We start from the raw sequence: 13,246 nt of genomic DNA, 5'->3' as shown, positions 1-13,246 counted from the left end.
ATAGCCTACCTCGTCTTACTGCGCCTCGGCGGCAGCGGCGCGCGTGGGGCGATCTGCCGTCCGCCGGCGAAAATATTCGATCGTGCGCGCCAGCCCCGTCGCCAGCGATGTGGTGGGGTTCCAGTCCAGCCGCTCGCGCGCCAGGGTGATATCGGGGCAACGCTGCATCGGGTCGTCTTGCGGCAGTTCATGGAACTGCAGGGGCGAACTGCTTTTCGTCAGCTCCAGCACCAGCCGCGCCATGTGCAGCACAGTGATTTCAGCCGGGTTGCCCAGATTGACAGGCTGGCAGAGTTCAGGCGGGCTCTCCATCAGGCGCACCAGGCCTTCGACCAGATCGTCTACATAACAGAACGAGCGCGTCTGGACGCCATCGCCGTAGATGCTGAGCGGCCGGCCCGCCAGCGCCTGCACGATGAAATTCGATACCACGCGGCCGTCGTCGGCAGCCATGCCGGGCCCATAGGTATTGAAGATGCGCGCGATCTTCACGGTGACGCCACGGCGGCCGTACTCGGTGAACAGGGTTTCCGCGCATCGCTTGCCTTCGTCATAGCAAGAGCGCGGGCCCACCGGATTGACGTGGCCCCAGTACGCCTCGCGCTGCGGACTCTCGAGCGGGTCCCCGTAGACTTCGCTGGTCGACGCCTGCAGGATGCGCGCGCCGGTGCGGGCCGCCATCTCGAGCAGCTGCGTGGCGCCCTGCACGCAGGTGCGCAAGGTTGCAACCGGATCGGCCTGGTAGTGAACCGGCGAGGCGGGGCAAGCCAGGTTATAGATCCGGTCTGCCCGTATATCGGCGGGCAGCGGCACGGCCACATCGTGCCTGAGCACGGTCAGCCCCGGATGCGCGGCCAGGCCGGCCAGGTTCTCTGCCCGCCCGGTCTGGAAGTTGTCCACGCAGACCACGTCCCACCCATCGGACAGCAGGCGGCGGCACAAGTGCGATCCCAGGAAACCCGCGCCGCCGGCTACCAGCGCCCGCGGAGCGCTTATCGTGCTGTCTTTCATGATGACTCCGTCAACGTGGCGAAGACCTGGTTCCAGTCCTCGACAAACCGCTCGATGGAAAATCGCCGCAAGGCGGTCGCTCGCGCTGCCTGGCCCCAGGCGCGCGCCAGCTCCGCGTCGTCGATCAATTGCCGGGTCACATCGAGCAGGCGTTCGGGCCGGCTATCGACGTAACCGTCCTGGCCGTTGGTGATGACGCATGGCAATTCGGTGGCGGCAAAACCCACGACCGGCAACCCGCAAAGCATGGCTTCTACCAGTGACAGGCCCAGGCTGGCATAGCGCACCGGACTGAAAAAGCAGCGGTACCGCGCCATGAAAGCCGCGACTTCCATGTTGGGCACTTCGCCCAGGCCGCCCGCGGCTTCGGCGTCCATGCCGATCAGGTCCAGCGGGACCCGGGCGGCCGCCTGCGTATAGAGGTCGGCGCCCACCCGGCGTCCGCGCCGCATCAAGTGGTTCACCACCACGATGCCCCGGGGCAGATCGCCCCGGTACAGGTAGCCGGGATCGGGCAGCCCATGTTCCACGACGCGCTGGGCGATGCCGTGGTTGTCCCACATGACGGCGTTATGGGGCGTTACGTGCACCAGCAGGCCGCGCTCATGCCGGAACGGATGCATCGACTCCGCGGGCAGAGGCGCGGGCGGGTTATGTTCGATGTACGCGCACGGCAGGCGCCGTTGAGCGGCCGTCAGCAATAGCGGCGCGTCAGCCAGGTTCTGGGCCGACTGGTAAATGACCAGGTCGAACTCCAGGTTCCTGACCTGCCAGGCCGGCACTCCATGCACGTTCTCACCCCAGGGGATCTTGCGGCCCAGGGCCCCGTAGCCGGGACGATCGTCTTCGGTTTGCGGCACGTAGAAGTCGTGCGGCGCCTGCGTCAGCGCGTACAGATAATTGCCATGTACGTGCCAGACCAGGATGCGCAGCCGCCGCCGGCCGCGGGGCGATTCAAGAGGCGACATGATGGGGCTCTTCAAGATGTCGACACGCGCGCGCCAGCACGTCGTCGGCCGATATGGCCAGCGCGCAAGGGTGGCCTATCGGGCAGGTGTCGTAGCTGCACGGACGGCAAGGCATGTTGGCCGACAGCACGCTGTGGCGCCGGCCGTCCAACGGCGCCCAGCGGCGCACGTCGCTGCCCGATGCAACGACGACGCTGGGCACGCGCATCGCCGCGGCCACGTGCGACATGCCGGTGTCGTTGCAGATAACCAGACGGCACTGTTCCACCAGGGCGGCCAGTTCGCCCAGCGTGGTGCGGCCGCACAGGTTCGCAGCCCGCGTGCCGCACTCGCGCCACATGGCGCCCACCAGCGCGGCTTCATTGGGCGTGCCCGTCAGGGCAATCTGCCAACCTCGGGCCGCGATGGCGCCGGCCACCTGCGCGAACCGCGCGGTCGGCCAGCGCCGCGACGGCAGCCGCGCGCCCACATGCATCACGACCGTGCGACGCGGCTCCAGGCCTTCCTGCCGCAACAACGCCGCGGCGGCCGACGCCTCGCGGGCGCTGACAGGCAGCTCCAGCGTGGAATCCCACGCGGCCAGGCCCAGCCAGCGCAGCAATGCCAGGTAACGCAAAGGCTCGGGCATGCGGTCCGGCCATGGCATTCGGCATCCCGGAACGGCCTCGGCCTGCGTGGGCACGAACCCCGCCCAGTGGCGCGCGCCCAGGCAGCGCACGATGTCATTGGAATGTTTGCCGCTGCCATGCATCTGCAGCGCCACGTCAAATTGCATGGCATGCGCGCGCTGGTAGAACTGCGGCAAGGCCTGTTCGCGGGCCGCCTGTTCGGGAAAGTTCGCCGTTCCCGGAAACTCCAGCAGGTCATCGATGTACCGGTCGAAACGCTGGACGAAGTCGCGCGCGTTGGGAAGTCCCACCAGGGTGATATGCGCCTGTGGAAAAGCCTGGCGCAGGGCGCGCAATGCGGGCACGGCGCACAGCATATCGCCCAATTGCAGCGCGCGGAAAACCGCGATGCGCGGCGTGGCGCCGCCAGTAGTGCAGGATATGTTCATGGAAAGCGCAGTCCGTAACGGCTTATCCCGATCAGCCGCCAGGTGATGGACAGCAGCGGGATAAAGGCGGAAGTCAGGGCCAGCTCGGCCACGTGCGCCGGAGCGCGCGACGCGCCACGCAAACGGCGCACGAAAAATACAAGCGTCAGCGCCAGCCAGAGCGCGCCGAATATCGCCGCCGCCCCGGCATGGCCTGCCAGCATCGCCACGATCGCGGCTGCCAGCGACAGGGCGTGCGCCAGGTAGAACCAGGGCGGGCCGCGTCGCACCCGGGCACGGTACAGGCGCGGATATTTGCGATACAGCAGTACGTCGAACATGACTTTCTTCTGCATGCGCAGGCCCACGGCGAAGGGAGCCGGGCGCACGGGGTGCAGCACCCGCGCGTGGGGCGTGCGCACCACTGTCATGCCGTGCTCCAGCAACGCGAAGTACAGGTCCGAATCTTCGCGCCATGCCATGGTGTAGCGCGTATCGAAGCCGCCCACGGCCTGCAGCGCGTCGCGCCGCACGAAACAGTTTGCCGTGACAAACTCCGCGCGCGTCAGGCCGGCCGCATCGCGCTCATAATCGGTGGGCGGCTGCGCAATCGGCATGTCGATGGCGCCCGCGACGGCATGCACGCCCGGCTCCATTGCCAGCATCCCCTGCCATAGCCAGTCTGCGGCGGGGATGGTGTCATCGTCGGTGAAGGCAATGATGTCCGCCATGGCGCCACGCCAGCCCAGGTTGCGCGCAGCGGCAGGGCCCTGCGTGTCGCTGGCCGCCAGGTAGCGGACCCGCGGGGCGGCGCCGTCGGCGGCGTCAAAGCCCTGCACCAGGCTGCGCGTGCCGGGGTCTGCGCCGTCGTCGCAGACGATGACCTCATAGGCGCGTCCGGGAAAATCCTGGGTCGCCAGCGCCCGCAGGCAGCGCCGCAACAGTTCGGGACGCCCGCGGGTGGGTACCACAACCGACATGAGCAGCTTTTTCCCGCCGGGACTCATCGCGGCTTCTCCAGCAGGTACGAGCCGATGACCAGCGCATCCAGGGGCGAAGTCCAGAAGCACTCTACGGCATCGCGCGGCGAGCACACCACCGGCTCGCCGCGTGTGTTGAACGAAGTGTTCACCAGCACCGGCACGCCTGTACGCTTTTCGAAGGCCGCGAGCAGGTCGTAGTAGCGCTCGTTCTGGTCGCGCCGGATGGTCTGAACGCGTGCCGTGCCGTCGATGTGCCGCACCGCCGGAATCCGGGCGGCGCGGTGCGGCAGCACGTCGTAGACAAACAGCATGAAGGGCGCGCATAACGGGCTCTCGCCTCGCGCGTCGAACCACTGCGCTGCCCGCTCCTGCAGAACCACCGGAGCCACGGGCCGGAAATCCTCGCGGTCTTTCAGGCCGTTCAGGCGAGCCTGCATGCCGCTGTCCAGCGGAGAGGCCAGTATCGAACGCGCGCCCAGCGCCCGCGGCCCGAACTCCATGCGTCCCTGGAACCACCCCAGGATCTTTTCCTGCGCCAGCAGCTCGGCAGCCTCTTCGGCTACGTTGTCCAGCTTGCGGAACGCCAGGCGCGACCGGTACAGGAAACGTTCGATTTCATCGTCGTCGTACGCAGGGCCCAGATAGGCGTGCTCCATGGCCCAGCGGCGCGGCCCGCCGCGCCTTTGCTGGTCGACATAGAGCGCGGCGCCCAGCGACGTGCCGGAGTCACCCGCCGCCGGCTGCACCCATACACGCTCGAATGGGCCATCGCGGCTGAGCCGGGCGTTCATTACGCAATTGAGCGCCACGCCGCCCGCCATCGCCAGGTGCCGCGCGCCGGTCTGGCCATGCAGCCAGCGGGCCATGTGCAGAGTGGTTTCTTCCAGTACGTACTGCAGCGAACTGGCGAGGTTCTTGTGGTGTGTATCAAAGGGCGCGCCGCGCTGCCGGGGCGGGCCGAAGCGCTCGTGCAGGCGCGCGGGTTCTATCCGGTAGCCGCCCTCGTCTTCCAGGCGCACGATTTCGCGCAGCTGCGACAGGTATTCGGGCTGCCCGAAGGAAGCCAGGGCCATCACCTTGTATTCGTCCGATGAATGCAGAAAGCCCAGATATCGGGTGACGTCTTCGTACAGCAGTCCCAGCGAGTGCGGAAGCTCGACCTGCTTCAACCGGGTATAGCGGCCATCTCGATACACCCCATAACTGGTGCTGGCGCGCTCCCCTCGGCCATCCAGTGTCAGCACAGCAGTTTCTTCGCATGGCGCGGCCAGAAAGGCACTGGCTTCGTGCGACAGGTGGTGGTCCAGGAAGATCCATCGCGACTGGATATGATCGAGCGTAAGGCCATCGAAGCGCGCCTTCAGGTGGTGCGGCGCGCCGTCCAGCAATTGCCGGGGGGCATTCAGCACATACGACGTGAACAGGGGATCCCACGGCGAACCTTCGTGCGCGCGCGCGGTCGAGCGCGACGGCTCCAGCGGCAGCAGGATATGCCCGTTTTCCTGCGGCGGCTGCGGCAGCAGCGCCGGGTCGAAGGCATACACGATATGGTCCACATCGCGCAGCACGATTCCCGCCTCGGCCAGGCAGTAGTCGATGGCGTGGTATGGCAGCTGCCACGTAGAAAACGGAACCGGACGCTTGCCATGCTTGATGCGCGTAAAGCGCTCTTCCTCGGCTGCGGCAAGCACGACCCCGTCGCGCACCAGTGTGGCAGAGCAATCATGAAAGGCAGCATTGATTCCGAGTGTGTACATCGCGGTTCCTTCTGGTGTCGGCGTAGATCAGGGCGCCATGCTTACCGACGGCGCGCCGCTTCCTGCAAGCAATTCCCGCGCCGCTGCCGCCACGCTGGCCGGCGCCACTTTTGCCAGGCACGCGTGGTGCCCCTGCGGGCAGACACTGCGGTAGCAGTACTTGCATGGCACGTCGTGAAACAACACCCGATGGGGCACTTGCCAGGGCGTATGCTGCGGATTGGTCAACGCGTATAGATCGACCACCGGCACGCCCAGCGCCGCGGCGATATGCGCAGGCCCGCTGTTGTTGCATACCAGCACGGCGGCGGCCTCGATGGCTGCTGCGAGTTCCCCCAGGTTCAGTTCGCCGCTCAAGTCCACCAGCCCCGGAGCCAGGCGGCGCTGCCCGGCAAGTGCGCCATGCAGGCCCCGGTCTGCCGCCGTGCCCAACAGCACAATGCGCCGTCCCTCGTTGCGCATGGCCGCGATGGCTTGTGCGAACAGCGCGGGGGGATATCGGCGCGACGAAGCGCTCGCGCCGGGATGCACGGCAATCCACCCGCCCTGCTCCGCCACGCCCGCGGCATCCAGGCGCGCGCGCAGCCCGACACGGTCAGCCGGCCGCACCCGCCAGGCCATGGTCGTGGTAGCGCTGTGCGCGCCCACCGTCGCGACCAGATCGAGCTGGCGCTGCACCTCGTGGCGGATGTCGCTTTCGGGCTCGCATTCCCGGACCCAGTCTGTCACCAGTCGGTACGGATTCTCGCGGCTGTGCGCCAATACCCGTGGGATGCCCGCCAGATGGCACAGCAAGGCGGCCGGCAACGCACTCTGGCTGTACACCGTAAAAATCACGGCTGCGTCATAGCGTCCGGCGGCAAGCCGCCTTATCATGTCCACGTCCTGACCGTTGCCCTGCGCGTCGTTCTTTACCCAGGCGGCGTCATAGCGCAGCACATCGTCCACGTCGGGCAGGAAATCCGCCGCCGCTGCGCCCGCCGTGCTGGCCAGCAGGGTCAGGTGCGGACGTCCCGGCAGATTCTTCAGCGCGCGCATCGCCGGCGTGGTCATCAGCACATCGCCAAGGTTGTCCAGCCGTACGCAAAGAATGCGGCGCGCGGCACGCCACGCGGGATTCGTCGCCGTCATGCCACCTCCGCTGCCGGCCGTTGCAGGCGTTGCACAACCATGCGTGCGGCATGCGCCAGAGTGGGAACGCGCGCCGTCGGAGTGCGCCAGGGGCCGCGCACCCATTCGGTTTCATTTCCCACGTCCAGCAGTATCGTCCGGCAGCCGGCGCGATTGCCTGCCTCGACATCGTCGAGAATGTCGCCGATCAGCCAGGAACGAGCCAGGTCGATCCGATACTCGCGGGCAGCCCGCAGCAGCAGCCCGGGCTGGGGCTTGCGGCACGCGCACACGCCGGAATACGGCGCCACGCTGCCCCGGGGATGGTGAGGGCACCAGTAAAAGCCCGCCAGCGATGCGCCGGCGGCGGCAAACATCTCGTGCAGCCGCATGCGCACCGCCGTCAGCGCGTGCGGCTCGAAGCGGCCCAGCGCCACGCCGGGCTGGTTGCTGACCACGATCAGCGGAATCTGCAGCGACGCCAGCAGGCCCAGGCCCTCGAGCGCGCCATCGGCAAAGCGCATCCGCTCCGGGGCTACGTTGTAAGGCACGTCGGCCAGGATCGTGCCGTCCTTATCGAGGAAGATGGCGGGCGTCAGGGCCACGAGGTTTCCTTCATGGGCAGGACCATGACCTCCGGCACTACCGTTTCGTCCGGCTGCGTCAAGACAAAACGCACCGCGCGCGCGACATTCTGCGGATCCTGCAGGCAGCTGGTATCAATATCGGGAAAGCGGTCGAGCAGGAATGGCGTGCGCATCCCGCCGGCGATCACGGCGCTGACCTTCAGGCCCATGGCGCGCAGCTCGGCGTGCAAGGCATGGGACAGGCCCAGCAGCCCCCATTTCGACGCGTGGTAGGCGCTGGCGTTGGGCCAGGCGCGGCGCGCTGCCGTGGAAGCAATATTGACGATATGCCCATGGGGCGCCAGGCGATTCTTCGCCAGCTTGGCCATCAGGAACGGGCCGGTCAGGTTGGTGCGCAGCACTCTTTCCCAGGCCGCCACGTCCAGCTCGTCGATCGGCGCGGTGACGTCGACGCCGGCGTTATTGATCACGGCGTCCAGCTTTCCGTAGCGTTCGATTGCCAGGTCCAGCGCCGCGGATACCTGGGCCTCGTCACCGACGTCCATAGTGACTGCGCATGCCCGGGCGCCATCCTGCGTCAGGCGGGCCGCCTCTTCGTGCGCCCGCGCTTCGTCGATGTCCGCCACAACCACATGCGCGCCCTCGGCAGCCAGCATGCCGCATATCGCCGCGCCCAATCCGCTGCCGCCGCCGGTGACCAGCACCACGCGCCCCGCCAGGCTTTCGTTTTCCCTCATTGCATTCTCCGTATTGCCGCCGCGCTGCGCGTACGCGGGCGCGGCGGCGTCAAAGGAAGTGTCCGGCTACGCTTTGCCCTTGCCACTTACCAATACGGAGGCTGGTCGTAGTATTCGTAGAGATCCTGCGCCCATTGCCTGTCGCCCATGGCCGGCCAGTGGTCTTTGTCGAAACCCTGGGCGTTCTGCAGTCGTTCTTTCGAAACGTCCAGTACGAAGCACTTGCGATCGGTGTCCAGCACCAGCGCGCTCCAGGGCACCGCGTAAAGCTTGTCGCCCACTCCGAGCAGGCCGCCGTGTGACAGCACCGCGTATGCGATGCGTCCTTGCGGCACATCCAGCATGATGTCCTGGATGGTGCCCAGCTTCTCGTTTGCCGGGTTGTAGACGTCGTTGCCCGTGAGCGTGTCGGCCGCCATGATTTCCGGCCCCGGCCCGTCGGCCGTCGCCTTGCCTTTGCCGATGATGCGCGTCTGGCTCGTGGTGTCAGTGGTCATGATGAATCTCCTTAGCGGCAGCGGCCGCCGTTATTGCATGCGGGTGTCGTTGGGATGGCTGGTGCCTCCCACGCGTATATGGTTCTGGATGTCGTTGACGCCCAGGCAGTCGTCCACGCAGTCTTCGACGGCATGCTTGGTATGGCGCGACGGCACGCTGCCCTCCAGCGTGACTACGCCATCGCTGACCTGCACGGATACATCGCTGACATCCAGGCCGCTGTGACTGAGGCGCTCGCAGACGTCTTCGCGCACGCGCTCGTCCGACCTGACGTAGCCCTTGGGCGTAATGCGCTGAGACCGCTGCAACGCCGGGTCCCGCGAGCCGTAGCGGCGCTCGTCCGCCCACTGCCGCCGGGCGTCGCTATCGTGTCCGTACCTGTCCTCATCATCGCCATAACGCAGCTGCTGACGCTGCAGGCCGGGGTCTTCGCCTCGGAACCCGCCATAGCTGCTCTGGCCCGGATCCGCGCTGCGGCTGCGCACGCGTTCGTAGGGGCCGGTTTCGCGGGTGCCGGGATACTGGCCGCCCTGTTCATACGGCGCGCCGCGCGGGTTGGGCCGCCCGCCGCCCACCGGCTCCCGGGGCCGATCGGCGTAGTCGCGGCCATAGGAAGGCTCCTCGGCGCCCCACCGGCCGCTCTGCCTCGTGTAATGCTCGCGGCGATAGCGATGTGCGTCGTCCTGATCGTGCCCGTGGTCCGGGCGACGATCGTCCCCGCCGTAATACTGCGGGTCCGGTCGTTTTGAATGTTTCATGGCTCGCCTCCTGCTCGAATCGCCGGCGGATCGGAGAAGCCGTTCCGCCCGACATGCACAGGCAAGCAATCGGTGTGCCGCCCGCGCATGGCGGCCGCACACGCCGGCGGGCGGGAAAACTTACACCCCGCAGTAAGAAATCAGGGGCTGAGGGAGCCGTTCGCACGCTGCCGTCCCAGCAGCGCAGATATCGTGGCCAGCAACTCGCGCGGGTCGACGGGCTTGGATACGTGGATCTGGAAGCCGGCAAGCAAGGCGCGCAGCCGATATTCCGCTCCGGTATGGCCCGACAGCGCCAGCGCGGGCATGCGGGCGCCCAGCGGCACGCCCCGCTCGGCTTCGAGCGTACGGATGCGCCCGATGACCTCATAGCCTTCCATGTCCCCAAGCGAGATATCGCACACGAGCAGGTCGGGCCAGTCATCGCCGGAGGGCGACAGCGCCGTCAGCACCTGCGCGCCGCTGGCGCACGTGCGCACCGCCGCGCCCCGGTCGGCGAGCACCTCGGCCACGAGATCGCGGGCATCTTCCTGGTCGTCGGCCACCATGATGGTGACGCCGGCCAGATCGATGCCGGCCGGTTCGGACGCCGCTGCGGGCATTTCGTCTACCGCGCGCAGAGGAAACTCCAGGGTATAGACCATGCCCGCGCCGGGCTGGGCCACGGCTCGCAGGCTGCCGCCCAGGCGTTCCGCTTCGGCCTGCGCCTGGGCCGGGTTCAATGCCACCATGCTGCGCAGCACCTCGGGCTCGTTTTCGTCCGCCGCCTGGGCCGCCGCCTCTTCCGGAGCCAGACGTTCATCCGCGATACTGAGCCGCGTCACCGGGCCGTCTCTGCCCAGCCTCAGCTCGATGCGGCCGCCCGGCGGCGTCACCGCCACGGCGTGCGCGTACAGATTCCAGACCAGCTGTTGCAGCGCGCTGGGGTCACCCGTAATGCGCGCGGCTTCGGCTGCGATCTGCGTATAAAGATTTACGCCCTTGGCGGCCAACAGCGGGCGTGCCGCGTCCAGCACCCCCGCCACCAGCGCCACCAGGTTCACGGGCTGCATCGTCAGCCGGGTCGCGGCGGCCTCGAGCGCATGCTGCTGGCGCTGCAGGTTCCACATCTGGGCATAGACCCCCTGGCGCGCGAGCAACTGCTCGTGCGTGCCCTGTTCCACCACATGGCCGTGCTCCATCACGAGAATCAGGTCGGCGTCCACGATTGTGGACAAGCGGTGTGCGATGACCAGCGTGCTGCGCCCCTGCGATATGCGTGTGAGCTCGGCCTGGATGGCGCGTTCGGTGCGAGTATCCAGCGCGGAAGTCGCTTCGTCGAAGACCATGACGCGGGGGTTCTTCAGCAGCGCCCGCGCGATGGCAATGCGCTGGCGCTCTCCGCCCGACAGCTTGACGCCGCGCTCGCCCACGCGGGTGTCGTAGCCGGCCGGCAGGCTGGAAATAAAGTCGTCGACACGCGCGCCGCGTGCGGCTTCGACAATGGCCTCACGGGTGGCCTCGGGGTCGCTGTACGCAATGTTGTAAGCGATCGTCTCGTCAAACAGCAGCGTATCCTGCGGCACGATGCCCACCGCGCGGCGCAGGCTTTGCGGGTCGACGTACCGCAGGTCCTGGCCATCGACGACGATTCTGCCCTCGTCCGGGTCGTAAAAGCGGAACAGCAGCCGCGCCAGTGTCGATTTTCCCGAACCACTGCCCCCCACCACTGCCACGGTTGCGCCGGGCGGAATGCTGAAACTCACGTTCCACAATATCTGTCGCCCGGGCTCGTAGCCGAAGCTGACATTGTCGAACTGCACCGCCCCTTCGCGCACTTGCAAGGGGGGAAGCCCGTGGTCGTCGGCTACCTCGGGCTGCACCTGCAGCAATGCGCCCACGCGCTCTGCATTGATGAAGGCTTCCTTCGCCTGGCGGAAGACCAGGCCCAGGGTGTTCAGCGGCAGGCAAATCTGAATAATGTAGGCATTGACCAGCACCAGGTCGCCCACTGTCATGCGCATGTTCACCACTTGCTGTCCGGCCAGCAGCATGACCGACCCCACGCCGAACGCGATAATGGCGCTCTGCGAGATGTGCAGCGCCGAAAGCGACCGCTGATTGACGATGCCCACGTCCACCCAGCGCCGCAGTATGTCGGCGAGCCGCCGCGATTCGAGCAGTTCATTGGCATAGAGCTTTACCGCTTCATAGTTCAGCAGGCTGTCGACCATGCGCCCGCTGGCCTGCGAGTCGAACTCATTGATCTGGCGCTGAAACGGCGCGCGCCTTTCGGTCAGTATGGTGGTAACCACCGCATAGGCAGAGAAAGTGACCAGCACGATCACCGCAAACCACAAACTGTATCCGGCTACCAGGATCACCAGCACCGACACGATCTCTACCAGCGTGGGCAGCAGCGTGAACAGCGCGGTGCCCAGCAAAAAGCCCACTCCCGCTGTGCCGCGCTCAACATCGCGCGACAGTACCCCGGTTTGCCGGCCGCCGTGGAACCGCGCTCCCAGGCGGTGCAGATGCTCAAACATGCGAACCCGGAAGTCCGCCACGGCCATCTGCGTCACGCGCACGAACACCAGGTCGCGCAGTTCGGTGAAAAGGCTGCCCGCGAACCGCAACAGGGCGTAGCCCAGCAGCAAGAAAACCGGCAGCGTCAGCAGCACGCCCGGCTCGCTCAATGCGTCGACGATGCGCTTGAGCACTGCTGGCACGGCCACCATCAGCAGCTTGGCCGTCACCAGCAACAGCACCGCCAGCGCGGTACGCCGGCGGTGCGTCCATAGCGCCTGCAGAATGCTGCGGCTGACCTCCTGGCGCGCGCGGGCGGCGCTGCGGTCTTCTGTCATGTGGGCAGTCGGATACGGCGGGCGCGCGCGAGCGCCCTCGCCTGCCTCAGGCAGGCGCTACGCGGCGCACCCGGTCAGCGTCGCCAGTGGTCGGACGCCAGGCACGCGCCGATGGCTATGCCTACCAGGATGGCCAGCCCCGCCGTCTTCCAGGCGTGGTCATGCACGTAACCGTCGGCGGCCGACGACACCTGGCGGTAGCGGCCCACCGCCGAGCGCTCCCAGTCCTGGGCCTGTTCGCGCGCCACTTCCAGCTGGCGCTTGAGCCGGTCGCGCGTCGCCTCGACTTCGGCGCCGCTGTATGACGCAGTAGCCCGCAACAGGTCTTCTACGCCGGCGACCATATCGCGCAACCCGCTCTTGATGCGATGGCTCGAGTCGTGGTCGCGATGATTGAACATACTCATAAACGCCTCCTTGTTGATGTGCCGGGCGCCCCGGCTCGACCGCCCGGGCTGCAAGCCGCATGCCCGCCCACATCCGTCGGCCCGAATCAGTCGGCCTGACGGGCCCGCCCCTGTACAACGGCCTTGAACAAATGCGCGACGGCGCCGGCAAAGGCCTCGTCATACCAGGGATTGGCGCCACTGACGCCCACCACAATGCCGTCTACGCACGCGCTGCCCCACACCGTACCGTCCGACGGACGCAGCATGTGTGGGCGCGTCTCGCATATCACCTGGCTGGGCATGCCCGTGCGCCACGATATCGCCGCCTTGGCACGCGCATAGGCGGCGTAATCGGCATCCCAGGCAGCGCGGTCGCCCACGCTGTGCTCATAAAGTACGGCTTCCTCGAACGAGGCGGTCCGATCGGCGGCGGGGTCCAGCACCACAATATGCAGGAAGCCGCTTTCCCCTACGCGGCGGTCGGCCATGGCAGCCTCTATCATGGGCATGGCCATCGCCACGGCCCGGGCAGCGGCCTCGCGGTCGGCAAACATCGCCCTGCTTTCTGC

The 13,246-nt window shown here is 67.1% G+C and carries 13 protein-coding genes; all 13 read right to left on the bottom strand.

Annotated elements, in window-relative coordinates:
- Positions 1 to 15 precede the first annotated feature (15 nt).
- Positions 16 to 1,011 carry a UDP-glucuronic acid decarboxylase family protein gene (locus CAL19_RS08315; RefSeq protein WP_051423641.1) on the bottom strand — a complete coding sequence of 332 codons (996 nt, stop codon included), beginning with the start codon at positions 1,009 to 1,011 and terminating at the stop codon, positions 16 to 18.
- Positions 1,008 to 1,979, bottom strand: a complete 972-nt coding sequence (locus CAL19_RS08310) for a glycosyltransferase (RefSeq protein ID WP_094796534.1) — start codon at positions 1,977 to 1,979, stop codon at positions 1,008 to 1,010. Before CAL19_RS08310 ends, CAL19_RS08315 begins: the two co-directional genes overlap by 4 nt.
- Positions 1,966 to 3,036, bottom strand: coding sequence for a glycosyltransferase family 9 protein (locus CAL19_RS08305; RefSeq protein ID WP_094796533.1), 1,071 nt, complete (start codon positions 3,034 to 3,036; stop codon positions 1,966 to 1,968). The genes CAL19_RS08310 and CAL19_RS08305 overlap by 14 nt, the downstream gene beginning before the upstream one ends.
- Positions 3,033 to 3,995, bottom strand: coding sequence for a glycosyltransferase family 2 protein (locus tag CAL19_RS08300; RefSeq protein WP_231494525.1), 963 nt, complete (start codon positions 3,993 to 3,995; stop codon positions 3,033 to 3,035). The genes CAL19_RS08305 and CAL19_RS08300 overlap by 4 nt, the downstream gene beginning before the upstream one ends.
- 23 nt (positions 3,996 to 4,018) lie before the next feature.
- Positions 4,019 to 5,755, bottom strand: a complete 1,737-nt coding sequence (locus CAL19_RS08295; RefSeq protein ID WP_094796532.1) for a carbamoyltransferase family protein — start codon at positions 5,753 to 5,755, stop codon at positions 4,019 to 4,021.
- A gap of 27 nt (positions 5,756 to 5,782) precedes the next feature.
- Positions 5,783 to 6,886, bottom strand: coding sequence for a glycosyltransferase family 9 protein (locus CAL19_RS08290; RefSeq protein ID WP_094796531.1), 1,104 nt, complete (start codon positions 6,884 to 6,886; stop codon positions 5,783 to 5,785).
- Positions 6,883 to 7,470: a D-glycero-alpha-D-manno-heptose-1,7-bisphosphate 7-phosphatase gene (locus CAL19_RS08285; RefSeq protein ID WP_094796530.1), complete on the bottom strand. Its 588-nt coding sequence runs from the start codon at positions 7,468 to 7,470 to the stop codon at positions 6,883 to 6,885. Before CAL19_RS08285 ends, CAL19_RS08290 begins: the two co-directional genes overlap by 4 nt.
- The gene (locus CAL19_RS08280; protein ID WP_094796529.1) at positions 7,461 to 8,189 is read right to left on the bottom strand and encodes an SDR family oxidoreductase; all 729 of its coding nucleotides are present in this window, start codon (positions 8,187 to 8,189) and stop codon (positions 7,461 to 7,463) included. The genes CAL19_RS08285 and CAL19_RS08280 overlap by 10 nt, the downstream gene beginning before the upstream one ends.
- Positions 8,190 to 8,275: 86 nt before the next feature.
- Positions 8,276 to 8,686: a PRC-barrel domain-containing protein gene (locus tag CAL19_RS08275; protein WP_026638513.1), complete on the bottom strand. Its 411-nt coding sequence runs from the start codon at positions 8,684 to 8,686 to the stop codon at positions 8,276 to 8,278.
- Positions 8,687 to 8,716: 30 nt separating this feature from the next.
- Entirely contained in the window at positions 8,717 to 9,445 is a 729-nt protein-coding gene (locus tag CAL19_RS08270) for a BON domain-containing protein (RefSeq protein ID WP_094796528.1), read from the bottom strand.
- A gap of 140 nt (positions 9,446 to 9,585) precedes the next feature.
- On the bottom strand, positions 9,586 to 12,288 hold the full coding sequence (locus tag CAL19_RS08265; protein WP_094796527.1) for an ATP-binding cassette domain-containing protein: 2,703 nt from the start codon (positions 12,286 to 12,288) through the stop codon (positions 9,586 to 9,588).
- A 74-nt stretch (positions 12,289 to 12,362) separates the two neighbouring features.
- A complete protein-coding gene (locus CAL19_RS08260; protein ID WP_026638511.1) occupies positions 12,363 to 12,695 on the bottom strand; it encodes a DUF883 family protein in 333 nt (110 codons plus the stop codon).
- Positions 12,696 to 12,781: 86 nt separating this feature from the next.
- Positions 12,782 to 13,231: a hypothetical protein gene (locus CAL19_RS08255; protein ID WP_432759161.1), complete on the bottom strand. Its 450-nt coding sequence runs from the start codon at positions 13,229 to 13,231 to the stop codon at positions 12,782 to 12,784.
- Positions 13,232 to 13,246: the final 15 nt, after the last annotated feature.

Source organism: Bordetella genomosp. 7, from assembly GCF_002261265.1.
Classification (GTDB): Bacteria; Pseudomonadota; Gammaproteobacteria; order Burkholderiales; family Burkholderiaceae_B; genus Bordetella_A.
The sequence above is the reverse complement of the archived record's forward strand: the minus strand, read 5'-3'. Positions and strand labels throughout refer to the sequence as shown.

Excerpts from the sequence above, each read along its gene's own strand:
- CAL19_RS08300 (WP_231494525.1), bottom strand. The coding sequence starts at position 3,995 with ATGTCGGTTGTGGTACCCACCCGCGGGCGTCCCGAACTGTTGCGGCGC.
- CAL19_RS08295 (WP_094796532.1), bottom strand. The coding sequence starts at position 5,755 with ATGTACACACTCGGAATCAATGCTGCCTTTCATGATTGCTCTGCCACA.
- CAL19_RS08270 (WP_094796528.1), bottom strand. The coding sequence starts at position 9,445 with ATGAAACATTCAAAACGACCGGACCCGCAGTATTACGGCGGGGACGAT.
- CAL19_RS08290 (WP_094796531.1), bottom strand. The coding sequence starts at position 6,886 with ATGACGGCGACGAATCCCGCGTGGCGTGCCGCGCGCCGCATTCTTTGC.
- CAL19_RS08275 (WP_026638513.1), bottom strand. The coding sequence starts at position 8,686 with ATGACCACTGACACCACGAGCCAGACGCGCATCATCGGCAAAGGCAAG.
- CAL19_RS08255 (WP_432759161.1), bottom strand. The coding sequence starts at position 13,231 with ATGTTTGCCGACCGCGAGGCCGCTGCCCGGGCCGTGGCGATGGCCATG.
- CAL19_RS08310 (WP_094796534.1), bottom strand. The coding sequence starts at position 1,979 with ATGTCGCCTCTTGAATCGCCCCGCGGCCGGCGGCGGCTGCGCATCCTG.
- CAL19_RS08260 (WP_026638511.1), bottom strand. The coding sequence starts at position 12,695 with ATGAGTATGTTCAATCATCGCGACCACGACTCGAGCCATCGCATCAAG.
- CAL19_RS08305 (WP_094796533.1), bottom strand. The coding sequence starts at position 3,036 with ATGAACATATCCTGCACTACTGGCGGCGCCACGCCGCGCATCGCGGTT.
- CAL19_RS08265 (WP_094796527.1), bottom strand. The coding sequence starts at position 12,288 with ATGACAGAAGACCGCAGCGCCGCCCGCGCGCGCCAGGAGGTCAGCCGC.
- CAL19_RS08315 (WP_051423641.1), bottom strand. The coding sequence starts at position 1,011 with ATGAAAGACAGCACGATAAGCGCTCCGCGGGCGCTGGTAGCCGGCGGC.
- CAL19_RS08280 (WP_094796529.1), bottom strand. The coding sequence starts at position 8,189 with ATGAGGGAAAACGAAAGCCTGGCGGGGCGCGTGGTGCTGGTCACCGGC.